This window comes from Pauljensenia sp. UMB0895 (genome assembly GCF_030218905.1).
Classification (GTDB): Bacteria; Actinomycetota; Actinomycetes; order Actinomycetales; family Actinomycetaceae; genus Pauljensenia; species Pauljensenia turicensis_A.
On record NZ_JASOQR010000001.1, the window covers coordinates 63,302 to 77,401 of the forward strand.

Below are 14,100 nucleotides of genomic sequence, written 5' to 3' on the forward strand. Positions count from 1 at the left end.
CGGGTATGTGGTTTATTCAGGGTTGTCCACCATGACCTTCGCAGCACGCAGAATCTTTTCATCGCGACGATAGCCGGGCTGGAGGATCTGGGCGATGGTTGCTACCTGAACCTTAGGGTTCACGTTGGCAAGCAGGGCCTCATGCTGAGCGGGATCGAATTCTTCACCTACAGCGCCGTAGCGTTCCAGGTTGAAGCGCGAGGCCAGAACGCTTTCCATCTTCGTTGCGATCGCAGCAAAGGGGCCATCTTCGAGCTCCCCGTGAGCGCGGGCCGCATCGATGTCATCGAGAACGCTGATGAGCGCTTCAATGACTTCGCTCTGGCCGGATTCACGGTGGCCTGAAGCAGCTTCCTTCGCCCTGCGCACGTAGTTCGAGTACTCCTGATTCAGGTTGTACAGGTCAGCGTGCGCACGTGCCAGCTGGTCTTCGAGGTCAGCGATTTTCTCGAGTGCGTTTGCGAGGTCCGAGTCTTCAACTTGTTCCTCGAAGGCGCTCATGTCAGTCAGTGCCTCGTCAGCTAACTGCGCGGTGGCTTCTCCTGCAGTTTCCCCGGTTGATGCGGACGCGGCCGCGCCGGCTGCGAACTGTTCGTCCGAGCTCGGTGCGACCTGCGCCTGCGATGCCTGGTCGTTGGCCTTGGCATCGCTGTGATCCTGGGGACCGGACTGGAAGCCCTGGTTCTCAGTTTCGCTCACTTGGTGTCGTCCTCATCCACGATTTCAGCATCGATGACGTCTTCATCAGCTGCGGGGGCGTCGCCAGCCGGAGTCTCGGTGCCTGCTGCTTCAGCCGCCTGCTGGGAGGCATAGACCTCTTCGCCGATCTTCATCGCGGAAGCGTTGAGCTTCTCGAGAGCTGACTTCACGGCCTCGATGTCCTCACCCTTGAGCGCTTCCTTGACGGCGTCAACGTCAGCCTGAACCGCGGTGCGAGTCGCCTCGGTGACGGTTTCGCCGTTGTCCTTGAGGAGCTTCTCAATCGAGTAAACGACCTGCTCAGCCTGGTTACGAGTGTCGGCGTCTTCACGGCGCTTCTTGTCCTCGGCTGCGTGCTCTTCAGCTTCCTTCACCATGCGGTCAATGTCTTCCTTTGGAAGAGCGGAGCCACCGGTGATGGTGACGGACTGTTCCTTGCCGGTGCCACGGTCCTTCGCAGAAACGTGGACGATACCGTTGGCGTCGATGTCGAAGGTGACCTCAATCTGCGGGATGCCACGTGGAGCCGGCGCAATACCGGACAGCTCGAAGGTGCCGAGCAGCTTGTTGTCCCGGGCGAACTCACGCTCACCCTGGTAGACCTGAATGAGCACGGACGGCTGACCGTCTTCGGCGGTCGAGAAGACCTCGGACGCCTTGGTCGGGATCGCGGTGTTGCGATCGATCAACTTGGTCATGATGCCACCCTTGGTCTCGATACCGAGGCTCAGCGGGGTCACGTCGATCAACAGGACGTCCTTGCGGTCACCCTGGATGACGCCGGCCTGGAGGGCCGCGCCAACGGCGACAACCTCATCGGGGTTCACACCCTTGTTCGGTTCACGGCCGCCAGTCAGCTGCTTGACCACGTCGGAAACGGCAGGCATACGAGTGGAGCCACCGACCAGAACCACGTGGTCAATGTCGTTGACGGAGATTCCGGCTTCGGCAATGACGTCGTGGAACGGCTTCTTGGTGCGATCCAGCAGGTCCGAGGTCATTTCCTCGAACTTTGCGCGGGTCAGGGACTCGTCCAGGTGGATCGGGCCGTCTGCGGTCATCGACAGGTACTGCAGGGAGATGTTAGTCGAGGTTGCGCTGGAGAGTTCCTTCTTGGCCTGCTCAGCGGTTTCCTTCAGGCGCTGCAGAGCGACGGTGTCCTTGGACAGGTCCGCGCCAGTCTTTGCCTTGACCTGATCAATCAGCCAGTTGACGATGCGCTGATCCCAGTCGTCGCCACCGAGGCGGTTGTCGCCGGAGGTTGCGCGAACCTGAATGGTCGAGAAACCGTCGTCATCCTTGCCAATTTCGAGCAGGGAGACGTCAAAGGTTCCACCACCGAGGTCGAAAACCAGGATGAGTTCATCTTCCTTGCCCTTTTCGAGGCCGTATGCAAGCGCCGCTGCGGTGGGCTCGTTAACGATGCGCTGGACGTTGAGGCCTGCGATCTGGCCTGCGTCCTTCGTTGCCTGACGCTCAGCGTCGTTGAAGTAGGCGGGGACAGTGATGACGGCATCGGTGACGGGTTCGCCGAGGAATGCTTCCGCGTCAGCCTTCAGCTTGGAGAGGATGCGCGCGGAGATTTCCTGAGCGGTGTACTTCTTATCGTCAATTTCGATGCTCCAGTCGGTGCCCATGTGACGCTTGACCGAGGAGATCGTACGGTCAACGTTGGTCACAGCCTGACGCTTTGCGATTTCACCGACGAGGACCTCGCCAGACTTGGAGAATGCGACAACGGAAGGCGTGGTGCGCATGCCTTCTGCGTTCGCGATGATTGTGGGTTCGCCGCCTTCGAGGACAGCGATTGCGGAGTTGGTGGTACCGAGGTCAATGCCTACTGCACGTGCCATGTATGTGTTCCTTTCGTTCAGCCACCCAGCTTCGCCGGTGACTGCATGTGAAGATTTCTTGGACTGCCGTATGCGCGAGGCGCCTACTTGAGTCCGACAGGCTCAACTTTATACACCCGAACTTCATCACGCAAGAGGAAAACGAAAAGTTGAGTCACCAAAACTCAATGTTCACACGTTTATGCAGGTCAAGACAGTATTTGACTTCACACATTACCGAGCGCTTACCGGTGTTTTCAACGATCCCGTCGACGATAACCCCACTGGAATCATGGAAGAGGCTGACTACGAGGCTCTTGGTCTCAACCGGCGTTACATCACCACGAAAGCAAGCCACTCCGGGCGACTTCCCCAACGCGATCACCGATCAGATGACAGTCTGCGACGTTGTCTTTAAGGTAGCGAACACTCACTTCCGTCTTACCTGCCAAGGAGTGAGAGAATACTGAGACGTATCCGACCCTCCCTCTTACAGCGAATAGGCGGACCTTGTGTCTTCGATCCAGCTCAGGCTTTCCCCGCGTTCCATAAGCGACATTCTCTGTCAGCACTGGAATGCAGGTCGTTGCCACTCGTGCACGAATATTGAGGTTCCTTACGGCGACCAGCTTGCCACGAAGACAACGCGTGTTCGCGACCAGTTAGCCGACGTTGCTGGAGCCACCGATATCGCATGGCTTCCCCCTGTTGCCTCGTCGCCGACCGGCTTTCGCACGAACGCAAAGTTGGTCGTCGGTGGCACGAGGCGCCGGCCGACTCTTGGCATTTTGGGACGCGATCGCAGGGGTGTTGACCTGCCGGATTGCCCGATTCAGCATTCTGCAATTAACCGTGCGACGCCGGGGTTAAAGCGCTTTATTCGCCAGCTGAACCTGACGCCGTATGACGTGCCCACAAAGAGCGGCGAGTTGAAGTATGTGCTACTCACCGTCGGCGTGGATAATGCTCTGATGTGTCGCTTCGTGCTTCGCACGCGCGACCGCGTCTCCGATATTCGCAAGGCACTCCCCTACTTGTTTGACTTGGTGCCCCATATTGAGGTCGTCACCGCAAACATTCACCCCACACATGAAGCGATCGTCGAAGGTCCCGACGAGATCATTCTGACCACGCGTCGCACACTGAAGATGGCGGTCGGCGATGTTCAGCTGGCGCTCGGGCCTCGTTCATTCACGCAGACGAATACGGAGGTGGCCGGAAAGTTGTACCGCCAGGTCACCGAATGGGCAGTTTCGGATAACGAGGCCGACCACCCTCGCTCAGCCTGGGATCTTTACTGCGGGGTCGGAGGTTTCGCTCTTCACTTGGCAGCAGCCGGCATTATTCCCGTAACAGGCGTCGAAGTATCGGATCAGGCGATAGCTTCGGCAATTCAAGGTGCTCGCCAGTTGAAGCTGGGGCGCGCGGACGCGCAGTTCATCGCTAAGGACGCGACGGCTTGGGCTGCTCGCCAGCCCGAAGAAAGCCGACCGGACGTGCTGGTTATTAACCCGCCACGTCGAGGGATCGGCTCAGAATTGGCCTCGTGGATTAACGAATCTGGAATCCCGCGAGTCATCTACTCGTCGTGCAACCCGAAATCGCTCGCACACGACTTGACGGAAATGCCGAGCTATCGGGGCCTCGAAGCGCGCGTATTCGACATGTTCCCGCACACGGATCATGTGGAGACGGTAGTATTGATGTCGCGGGTTGAGCGATGAAGTGTGAAAAAAGACTTGATGTAAGGGCTTTTCTGGCATTTGCCCGTCAGTGGTTACGAGCAAAAGAACCGAAAAGCCGTTTTTTGAAAACATATCAAATGAAATCTGTAGAAGTTTGAGTAGGAGTTTTAGATGTCGCAGGGTTGTGGCTGTGATATAGATGTCGAGGTAAAATATTAGACGAAAAGTAAACTTGAAATATGACGAAAGCAGATATAGGAAATGTTAATATGAAAAAAAGAAATAGCCAATGTTGATAAAGCTCGTCTAATTGAAATCTTGACAGAGGAACTACCTGCATTAAGAGCTAAAATCGGATACACACAGGACGATTTGTGTGATGCAGTAGGGATAAGCAGGCAGACATATAGTTCTATTGAAACGAAAAAGAAAACGATGTCGAGGAATATATTTTTATCATTGATAATGTTTTATTCTACAAATAAAAAAACGTCACCGATTTTGGAGTCTATAGGCGCATTTCCTAAGGCAATTTGAGAGTCATTTAATATTAGCAAACGTTAATGCAACATGAAAAATATTTTACGAAATTTGGAGGACAAAGAATAGTGGCAAAAGAGTATAGGCTTATGCCAAATGAGGCGGTTATTCTCAAAGAAGTAAGTGTAGCTCACGGTGGAGTGAGGGCTGTTTATACTGATGAGCTAATGCTTACAAACTTAAATATTGTCTGTACTAACAAGGGCATGCTAGGAAATACGAAAAATATTTTACAATATCCTTTGAGTCAGATTAAGAAGTACAACGGGAGACCGCAAGTCATAATGGGAAAACTTTCAAACGGTATGCCCTGCCTTGAAGTGTATTTTATTAATGGAGGCAAGGAGTCTTTTAAATTTCAATCGGGTAATAAGAAAAAAATCAATCAATGGATTAAAGCTATTGGGGAACTAGTTGGAGGCGAAAGTGTTGATCAATCCACAGATATTGACACAAACGATTACGATGGCGAAGATACCTTGGTTGGAGCTTTCAAGGAGGTTGGTGAGCAATTTAAGGATGTTGGTACAGAGATTTTAGGATCATTAGGATTTAGACTCGGGAAAAAAATGTCTGCACCAAATCAAGGAGTAGAAAGGATAAGCAAGAAATGCGTTTCCTGTTCAGCACCGCTTGTTGGAAACAAAGGACAAACTGTAAAGTGCAAATATTGCGATACAGAACAGAGTTTATAAAGTAAGGAGAGGCTATAAAGCATGGGTATTATTAAAGCATTTACGGGTGCAATTGGCGGCACTTTTGCTGATCAATGGAAAGATATAATTACAGTAGGAGGCTTTGATGAGCACGTCGTCGTTTCTCCCGGTGTGTTGAAATCATCAAATAATGGTCGCGGAACCAATTTCTATGGTTCTGATGGTATTATTTCAAATGGATCTAAAATATATGTCCCAGAGAATACTGCAGCGTTCATTTTCAGTCAATCAGGTATTGAAGAAATTATTTCGGAAGCTGGTGGATATGAATATCAAAACGGACAGGAAAGTGTTTTTAATGAAGATAAGGTCGGGAAGGCGATTTTTGGTCAGATAAAGGACAGATTTGGCTATGGTGGCATTTCATCAGATTATAAACAGATTGCATTTGTAAATTTACGTGAGATTCGAGATATTAAATTTGGTACGAAAGGTGCGCAGGTTTATAACGATATCTTCTATGGAACTGATCTTGAAATTTTTGCATATGGTTCATTTACAATTAAGGTAACTGATCCAGTAAAATTTGTAAGAAATTTTGTTCCGGCAAATATGACTTTCTATACATTTGATGATCAGAAAGTACGTGCACAGATCTTAGCAGAATTTCTGCAGTCGTTTATCGTTGCATTAAACTCACTATCGAATACATATCGTGTTTCTCAATTGCCGTCGCAAGCAACAGCTATAGCAGAGATCGTTGCTAATGATTCTAATAATGCAGGTACTTGGGAGGAACGATTTGGCTTCAAGCTTGTACAAGTGGCAATTGAGAATATCGAATTCACAGAGGATTCCCGTGAGCTTGTTAAGCAGTATTCCGCAAACAAAATGAATCTTATTGCATATGATGATGTGTCAGAAAAAGCATCTAATATTGCTGCACAGCAAAAAATCGCTCAAGGTATACAAGATAATGGTCTTGGGAATATGGGCGGCATGGTCTTTGGAATGAATATGGCTCAAGGCTTGAATCCTACTAATGCTGAGCAAAGGTCAACAGCGTCCTCTATTGATGATCAAATAGCAAATTTGAAAAAATTGAAAGAGCTTGTAGATGCTGGAATACTTACACAAGAGGAGTTTGACATTAAGAAAAAAGAGATTATGGGTTTGTAGGAAAAACAGAAATAAAAAATAAGACAGGTATAGAAAGCACCAGCATTATCAAACTTAGTGAATAAGTCTTGTTTTACTGTGATGTCGATTATGATTCTGGGTTTGAACTCTATGATAAAGTGGTTCGCAAAGAAGACAATCTTTTCAATCAGGCGGATGACCAGCGTCTCATCAAATTCTGTTATGGGGCAGGCAGGCTTTTGACAAAATTCTGCAGGTCTCGGATTGACTTAATTTTTTCATCCTTAATTACACTATCCACCTCGGACTAATGGAGCTGATCACGGAACTGGAGCATCTTCTCTGCGATGGCGTCGTAGTAGTCTTTTTTCTTGACATTCTTTAAGTGATCCATTTGCAAATATTAATAGTCTCCAAGGTAAAAGGTAGATCAATACAAAATCTAATTCAAATTTACAAAATAAAATTGAGAAAATGCTTTTTGGGGGCGTATTTGCTACTGCTTGTAAAGAATTTCATGTAATGTAATCTTCATAAGACTCACGCCCTCAAACGAAATTCCATTTGAAAAACTCTCTCCTGCAACGAGCGTGCAGACCAAGTTCTTGATGCAGGTTTATCATCAGAGTAGTCTTAATACATTTTGAGAAGGTGTGTCTCTTAACCCGGCAACATGTCAAAGAGCATTTATATGTGGATGTTGATATGAAAGACCTGAAGAGTGAGAAACTACCACCAAAGCCAACATACAAGCAGATTCAGGCGTACGTGCTTGAAAAGTACGGTCTGAAAGTGTCGCCGCTATTTATCGCAACTTTACAAGATGAACTAGGGCTTGAGAAGCAGTTCTCCTATGAAAAAGAAGGGATGGCTGCTAAAAATCGACCTCGATGTCCGAAAGACAAACACGATGCAATCATCGAAGCATTTAAGCACTTCAAGATGATTTCATAGAGGCACTCAGAACATTGCAAGAAAAGAAACGGAGGAAAAGTAATGGTTGATGAATCAGTGAAGAAGAAACGAACGATATTATTAGTGGTGATAGACGTTATAGCGGCAATTGCGCTCTGCTGCGGAGGCGCGTATCTGTATTTCTCAGCACAAGAAGCCAAGACGTATGGCGTGCCGCTTGTAGTGAACGCCAAGGGGCTTGATACGGAGAAGGGCACAAAAATCCCTGTCCATGCTACTGGAAAAGATTCCAAGGGAAATGATGTGGACAGCGTGTTCTATGGAGGGTCAAGTTCCTCTGACATAGCGCTCAAGCCGGGGGATTACAGCCTTGCGATTGCGGCATCGCCAATCGCAGAGGATGGCACCATCTATATGACACAAAGGATGCGGTTACGAAGGTGAGCATTGCCAAGGATGGCAAGACCGATGTTGAGAAGGAAATCACTATCGAGCCAATCCCTGCGGAAGAGGTGACAGACGAGCAAATCGAAGCAGCATATAACGCAGCGAAGGACAGTGGAATAGACGCGGCCAAGCTCGATCGGCTGAAGCAGGCAGCACAGAAGCGCAGGGACGATGCCGTAGCAACCAAGAAGGCAGAGGAAGAGAAGAAGGCAGCCGAGGAGAAAGCCGCTGAGGAGAAGAATGCGGCACAGAATAGTCATTTGCTGGCGACAGACTACTTCTATGTGGATGTACTTCCTGCCTATCGGAATCCAAGTGATTGGACTGTAAAAAAGATAGATGACCATACATGGCAGATTTCGCGCCAACCTGCGAATGATTATGGCGGAGCGATTAGCATTTCCGTTGCAAAGGACAATCCGTGGCCGTATTACGGTACAAAGGAACTGGGCGCAACAGGTACTGGGCTGAATGTGTATGTTGGAGCCGGGGCAGGCGCTGGTATAGAAAAGTACCTAAACATTAAGTTGACGAAGACATGGAATCCATACGACCCCGATTCTATCCGCAAAGACGGCTTCTCAAACTCCGAATATCAGGATATTGCCGAGGCAAGGCAGCGATTGAGGGAAGAGCAGACGGGCAAGAAGTAAGTTCTTTGAACCTAAGCGGGTCGCTAGGAGCGCTATTGCCTCCCTTGCCGACAGGATGGACTCGCTGGACGTCATGGATTCTAACTATAAGAGAAAGTACGACGACGCCCAGAAAAGACAGGACAGGCTATTCGACCAGCAGGGCAAGCTGGAGCAGTCCATCAAGGAGACGATGTCTAAGCTCAGAGGTGTTCAGTTGGAGCAGGTATCGGCAGATGATGCCTTGGAGTATCTGGCTTATTTCGGGCAGGCACTGAAAGGCATCCAGAACGACGCCAAAAAGCGGTTTTACGCCACGTTCATCGACCACATAGAAATTTACGAAAACGCCGATTGGAAGAACGGCGAGGACATCGTCAAGAAAATCCGCTTCAAAATTCCGCTGACATACGGAGGACAGCAAACTTTCGAGTTAACGCATCTTGAAGATGAAAAAGGCAAGCCAACCCAGAAAGTCGTCAAGGCGGAAAACTTCCGGGTTAAGGAAAATACCGACGAGACGGCAGTATTGATGTCAAGGGTCGAAGGAAAATAGGCTCGAAAGCCCTTGATTTCAGGCACTTTTCGGCTTCCGCAACCCCGAAAACTACCGCCTCCGCATGCTCCTCGTCGGCGGAGGACTCAACCTATGACCCACGCTCAAGTACGAAGAGCCAATTTAAGAATAACCATACTTTTTAAGGATTGCCCTTTAGGGGTTTCAGAAAGGAGGCGCAGTCGGAATGAGCACAGCTACAGCAAGAGCATATCGGAGCAATTTCACAGGCCGGATTGCGCCTACGAAAAGCCACAAAAGCCCTGAAATCAAGCCTTTTCACAGGGGTAGGAGCACATATTCGCAGGAAGCACATTGTGTCAAAGATAGAATCTTGTTAGACGAGACCTGCGGAAGCGGTGGATTTATGGCATGGGCAAAAAAGCAGGGTGATATGGAGTGAACAAAGATCCCTTTAAGGAATATATCAGGGAATCCGAGCCTGCAAAGCGGGACAAGGGCTATGCATGGCATACAGCCATTGGCCTGCAGGCGGTTGACGGGTTGAAGACATCAGAATATCTGGTACATACTGCCGTCCGGAATATCGAGGGCGAGATTTCCTTTGAAGAGGCAAATGCGCTTTTGCAGACCCACTACGAGGAAAATCCTACCCGTGATGCGTCAGACCGCACCGAGGAGGCCGACAAGGTTTCTGCCCGGATTGCCACACTGCTTTCCGAGCGCGCGTTCAGCTTTACGCCGAATGAATATATCTCCATTCACAGAAAGCTGTTTGCCGGCATCTATTCTCACGCTGGACATATTCGGGGTTATAACATCACGAAGAAGGAATGGGTCTTAAATGGCGCGACTGTACTCTATGGCAGCGCTACAGAGCTGCGGGCGACATTGGATTATGATTTCTCGGAAGAGAAGAAGTTCTCTTATAAGAATCTCTCGATGGATGAGATCATCCACCACCTTGCACTTTTTGTTTCCAGACTGTGGCAGATCCATGTTTTCGGTGAGGGCAACACCAGAACGACGGCGGTATTCTTTATCAAGTATCTGCGCACGTTGGGCTTTGATGTGACAAACGATATTTTTGCTGAGAACGCTTGGTATTTTCGGAATTCACTGGTCAGAGCAAATTACAATGACCTGAAAAACGGCATTCACGAAACGATGGAGTTCCTTGAGGCGTTCCTTCGCAATCTCCTGTTGAACGAGAACCATCCGCTGCATAATCGGACATTGCACATCAGCGGCACCTTTAAGGAAACAGAAAAATCGGACATTGAAACTGCAAAACCGGACATTGACGATCTAAAATCGGACATTGAAGCTGTTTTTCAACCGAAAACGGCAAGCCATATTTTGAAGCTGCGTGAAGCATTTCCGGGGCAGACGATCTTTGGGCGGTCAGATGTAATGAAGGCGATTGATCTTAAAGCATCCAGAGCCTCTGATCTTCTGAAGGAAATGGTGGAACATGGAGTCATTGAGCCGGTGACCGGACACGGAAAAGGCAAGTATCGCTTCCGGCAGCAGTAGAGTTGAGTGGATGGGAAATAACAGGTTTTCGGATATATTCCCTCAGAGCGATGAGTAGAGACGATTGGAAAATCTGTGCGTCCGCTTATATATAGTAGGAACAACCACATCAACCTGTTTCCGAGAACGTCCGAAGTCGATAAAATGGCGGTTTTGAGGGTGTAAAAGTTGTGGATTTATTTCCGAGAACGAGCGATACCGAAAAATCGGCAAAAATGGCCATTTGACATCCATCTGGAGCAATCAAGCCACGCCGAGGTTGCAATTGCCTTGGAGCGTTGCTGACTACAATCGCCTCAGGCTTGGCTGAACTCAGGCTTGGCTGAGCACTGAGACAAGCTCAGAAATTGGACGCATATCCCCAGTTTGAACGTAGTGTCCTCCTTCACCCATATTTGACGATATCCCGCCACTGAAAAAGCCTGACAGGGGAAACCTCCGACAAAGATATCGGCATCGGGTACTTCTTCAGGCAGAACCTCGTGAATATCGCGCCCATCTACTTTGAGGTCACAGTTCTGTTCGTACGTTTGGGCGGCATATGGATCGAACTCACTGGCGTAAATCATCTTTACTTTGCCGGTTTCTTCGAATCCGAGTCGATCCCTCCGACTCCCGCCAAGAATGACTAACGTCCAGTTCTCGGCCATGAATATGCCCCATTTCCACTTGGTACGCCCCACGGCTAACAGGAATTGCGGCACGCCGCAGCTTGGCCTCAATCACCCCAGCCGGCAAGCAGGTTTCGCGCCTGCACAGCCAATGCGTCAATTGCAGGCTGCGCTTCATTGGCCCATGGAATGTAGTGGAACTCTGATCCGCCCGCATCAGTGAATGCTGTACGGTTCAGCTGGTCAATCTCTTCAAGGGTCTCCAGACAGTCGGCAACGAAGCCGGGGCAGATGATATCGACGCGCCTCGTCCCCTGCTTGCCGAGTTCACCAACCGTGTCAATCGTCGCCGGACCATTCCACTCGGCAGGACCGAAAACAGACTGGAAAGTAGCGATGCAGGACTCTTCATTCAGTCCCAGTCGCTCACGCAGAAGCGCAGCCGTTTCCTTGCATTCGTCAATATAGGGATCACCCTTCTTCGACATCGCAACCGGAATTGAGTGGAACGAGAGGATCAGACGGTCACCACCGGCAAAGTCCGGAGTTCCGTTGAGCTCCCACGACTCACGGATTGGAGTTTCAAGCGCGTCAATATAGGTGGACGCAGTCGGAAACGAACGGGATAGCCGGATTTCAGGGTGCTCGCGCCTCGACAGTAGCCACTTGGCGGCCGCGTCATTCACGGACGCAATCGTGGTCGCCGAATACTGCGGGTAGGCCGACAGGATCGCGATCTTTCGATAGCCCTGCGTCATCAGATCATCAAGGACACTTCCGAGGCTTGGCTGGCCGTAGCGCATTGCAGGCACAACTTTCATTCCAAGCTGTTCGCTCAGAAGTTCCGCCTGACGTGTCGTGTAGTGCAGTAGCGGGGATCCTTCATCCAGCCACACGGTCCGATATTTCGCGGCGGATTGGGCCGGTCGAACGCGCAGGATCACTCCCTCAAGGATCGGGCGCCAGACAGCTTTCGGCATTTCAATGACTCGCGAATCACTGAGGAACTCACGCAAATACGTGCGAACATCCGCAGTCGTCGGAGTTTTCGGAGTTCCAAGGTTGGCAAGTACGAGGGCCGGAGCATCACGGTGGCGCATAGTCCGAGTTTAACGGGTGGTTCACAGCGCTTTTCTGACAGGTGTCATCAGAATGTGTTCTGTCCGGTATTACGCGCGAACCGTCGTATGTGTCGATGGCTACGTTACGACAACACGTCCAGCAAATCTGACCTGACTAGCACAACCGACCTCACACAACCGACCAACCGACCAAGATACCAACTAAGGTGCCGACCAAGATAACTATTGGAAGTTCGACAGTTTTCTTGGGAGGTGCAGATGGAAAACGTTTCAGCAGGGGAAAACGGCGCGGTCATCGACCGTGTCACAGTCCTCGGCTTGCGCACAGTGATCGGCAGCCTGGCACTACCCGTCATCATTGCTCGCATTGTTTCCGCGAACGGCAATTTTGCTCTTAATAGGAAGGTTTTCCATGCTCGCCCTGGCACTCTTGTCTCAACTGGTCTCCGGTACGCTTCCCTCGCTTTCACACTCGTTGGCACGTCGTACGTGGGCCTTTGACTTCTGACTCACGTCGGAATCCCGCTCTGGATTGCGAAGTTGATCGTCGACATTTCGCTCTACTGTGTGTCCTAGCGCGTGCAGAAACGTTGGGTTTTCGCCAAATATGAAACGCCCATGTACGAGGCCGGATAGGTTTCACTCCCTGGCCTTCCGCTCCGATTTCACTGCTCGCGACCGCGGGGCAAGCCGGCTAGGTCCATGCGGATCAGCCGAAAGAGCACGAACTGTTTATTCGTCTGACCTCGCGGTTTGGAACGCATAAGACGGCGTGACATTCGAAGGGCGATCACGGTCGTTTCCTTGGGTGGCCTTCGCCCGTAGAATTGCGACAAGATTGCGACAAGATTGCGACAGGATTGCGTGAAGACGCGAAGTGAAAGGACCCTTATGACCATCGAGATCATCACCGAATCGTCCCCCGAAATCGTCGAGGCGATGGAGCGCCTGATTCCTCAGCTGTCCCGTTCAGCTGCCCCACTGGACGCGGCTGGGTGCGAGCGTTTCATTTCTCAGCCCGGCGTTCACCTGTTCGTTTTCCGCTCCGACAAGGCTGACGAGTCCGGCGCTTTCCCGATCCTCGGCATGCTCTCGCTGGCAACCTTCGAGATCCCGACCGGCGTGCGCGCCTGGGTCGAGGATGTCGTTGTTGATTCAGCTGCTCGTGGCCAGGGTGCCGGTCAGGCGCTCGTTGAGGCCGCGATTCGCCATGCTCAGGAAGTTGGCGCACGCACGGTCGATCTGACCAGTCGCCCGTCACGCGAGGCAGCGAACCGCCTCTACCAGCGCGCCGGTTTCGAGTTGCGCGAGACGAACGTGTACCGCGTTCCACTGGACAAGTAAGCGCTACGGCGCCAGTTGGCGCCTTTTTCTTGGGTACGAGGCTAGGTCTGCTGACCTAGCCTCGTCCTTTTTGTTGCCCGAATTGCGAGCGAGGATCCGCTAGACACACCGCGTATTCACTCCGCCCTTGATGCAAGAGAGGGGCGAGAAGCGGTGGGCGACCTCGTGAATCAATCACACGGCGAGCGAGTGAAAACTAGCTGTTATCGACCAAGTCCGAAACCGTGGAGTCAACGACCTTTGGCGCACCGCCCGTCTCCCATTCGGTCGGCATCCTTACGCAGTTTCAAGCCATAGAGAACGAAACCAATGGCAGCGGCAAGGAAAATCCAGCGAGGCCAGAAATCCACGGCATAGACCAAGTACGCGGAAAAAGCTGCGACAAAAAAGTTAACGTTCGAGCTCCGACGAAGATCATCGGGGTTGCGTGCCATAGTTCATCCTTTTCATATGCGCTTGTAAGC

Annotated in this window: 17 protein-coding genes; 12 read left to right on the forward strand and 5 right to left on the reverse strand. The window is 50.9% G+C overall.

Features of this window, described 5'->3' with window-relative positions; genetic code table 11:
• Nucleotides 1-12: 12 nt before the first annotated feature.
• Nucleotides 13-699 (reverse strand): nucleotide exchange factor GrpE, encoded by a 687-nt coding sequence (locus QP503_RS00285; RefSeq protein WP_285084421.1) that lies wholly within the window; start codon nt 697-699, stop codon nt 13-15.
• Nucleotides 696-2,552, reverse strand: coding sequence for a molecular chaperone DnaK (gene dnaK, locus QP503_RS00290; protein WP_285084422.1), 1,857 nt, complete (start codon nt 2,550-2,552; stop codon nt 696-698). The genes QP503_RS00285 and dnaK overlap by 4 nt, the downstream gene beginning before the upstream one ends.
• Nucleotides 2,553-2,733: 181 nt before the next feature.
• Here dnaK and QP503_RS00295 point away from each other — a divergent pair, with 181 nt between their 5' ends.
• The 10 genes from QP503_RS00295 to QP503_RS00335 all read left to right on the forward strand — a co-directional run bounded on the left by QP503_RS00295 (nt 2,734) and on the right by QP503_RS00335 (nt 10,599).
• Entirely contained in the window at nt 2,734-2,949 is a 216-nt protein-coding gene (locus QP503_RS00295; RefSeq protein ID WP_285069757.1) for a hypothetical protein, read from the forward strand.
• Between the two features lie 139 nt (nt 2,950-3,088).
• Complete coding sequence (locus QP503_RS00300) at nt 3,089-4,255, forward strand: methyltransferase domain-containing protein (protein WP_285101061.1); 1,167 nt, start codon at nt 3,089-3,091, stop codon at nt 4,253-4,255.
• Between the two features lie 279 nt (nt 4,256-4,534).
• Entirely contained in the window at nt 4,535-4,753 is a 219-nt protein-coding gene (locus QP503_RS08820; RefSeq protein ID WP_350338031.1) for a helix-turn-helix transcriptional regulator, read from the forward strand.
• 26 nt (nt 4,754-4,779) lie between these two features.
• The gene (locus QP503_RS00305) at nt 4,780-5,451 is read left to right on the forward strand and encodes a hypothetical protein (RefSeq protein WP_285100938.1); all 672 of its coding nucleotides are present in this window, start codon (nt 4,780-4,782) and stop codon (nt 5,449-5,451) included.
• A gap of 21 nt (nt 5,452-5,472) precedes the next feature.
• On the forward strand, nt 5,473-6,591 hold the full coding sequence (locus tag QP503_RS00310) for an SPFH domain-containing protein (protein WP_285100940.1): 1,119 nt from the start codon (nt 5,473-5,475) through the stop codon (nt 6,589-6,591).
• A 654-nt stretch (nt 6,592-7,245) separates the two neighbouring features.
• A complete protein-coding gene (locus tag QP503_RS00315) occupies nt 7,246-7,506 on the forward strand; it encodes a hypothetical protein (RefSeq protein WP_285100942.1) in 261 nt (86 codons plus the stop codon).
• Between the two features lie 42 nt (nt 7,507-7,548).
• Nucleotides 7,549-7,911 carry a hypothetical protein gene (locus QP503_RS00320; RefSeq protein ID WP_285100944.1) on the forward strand — a complete coding sequence of 121 codons (363 nt, stop codon included), beginning with the start codon at nt 7,549-7,551 and terminating at the stop codon, nt 7,909-7,911.
• Nucleotides 7,908-8,567 carry a hypothetical protein gene (locus tag QP503_RS00325; protein WP_285100946.1) on the forward strand — a complete coding sequence of 220 codons (660 nt, stop codon included), beginning with the start codon at nt 7,908-7,910 and terminating at the stop codon, nt 8,565-8,567. Before QP503_RS00320 ends, QP503_RS00325 begins: the two co-directional genes overlap by 4 nt.
• A 55-nt stretch (nt 8,568-8,622) precedes the next feature.
• The gene (locus QP503_RS00330; RefSeq protein WP_285100948.1) at nt 8,623-9,102 is read left to right on the forward strand and encodes a hypothetical protein; all 480 of its coding nucleotides are present in this window, start codon (nt 8,623-8,625) and stop codon (nt 9,100-9,102) included.
• Between the two features lie 399 nt (nt 9,103-9,501).
• Nucleotides 9,502-10,599: a Fic family protein gene (locus tag QP503_RS00335; protein WP_285100950.1), complete on the forward strand. Its 1,098-nt coding sequence runs from the start codon at nt 9,502-9,504 to the stop codon at nt 10,597-10,599.
• A gap of 296 nt (nt 10,600-10,895) precedes the next feature.
• Here the strand turns inward: QP503_RS00335 and QP503_RS00340 are convergent, their stop codons facing one another.
• Nucleotides 10,896-11,249, reverse strand: coding sequence for a DNA cytosine methyltransferase (locus QP503_RS00340; protein WP_285100952.1), 354 nt, complete (start codon nt 11,247-11,249; stop codon nt 10,896-10,898).
• Between the two features lie 68 nt (nt 11,250-11,317).
• The gene (hemH, locus tag QP503_RS00345; RefSeq protein ID WP_285100954.1) at nt 11,318-12,310 is read right to left on the reverse strand and encodes a ferrochelatase; all 993 of its coding nucleotides are present in this window, start codon (nt 12,308-12,310) and stop codon (nt 11,318-11,320) included.
• Nucleotides 12,311-12,550: 240 nt separating this feature from the next.
• Here hemH and QP503_RS00350 point away from each other — a divergent pair, with 240 nt between their 5' ends.
• On the forward strand, nt 12,551-12,793 hold the full coding sequence (locus tag QP503_RS00350) for a hypothetical protein (protein WP_285100956.1): 243 nt from the start codon (nt 12,551-12,553) through the stop codon (nt 12,791-12,793).
• Between the two features lie 390 nt (nt 12,794-13,183).
• Nucleotides 13,184-13,636, forward strand: coding sequence for a GNAT family N-acetyltransferase (locus tag QP503_RS00355; protein WP_006680274.1), 453 nt, complete (start codon nt 13,184-13,186; stop codon nt 13,634-13,636).
• Between the two features lie 230 nt (nt 13,637-13,866).
• Here QP503_RS00355 and QP503_RS00360 read toward each other — a convergent pair whose 3' ends face one another.
• Nucleotides 13,867-14,070, reverse strand: coding sequence for a hypothetical protein (locus tag QP503_RS00360; protein WP_006680275.1), 204 nt, complete (start codon nt 14,068-14,070; stop codon nt 13,867-13,869).
• Nucleotides 14,071-14,100 lie beyond the last annotated feature (30 nt).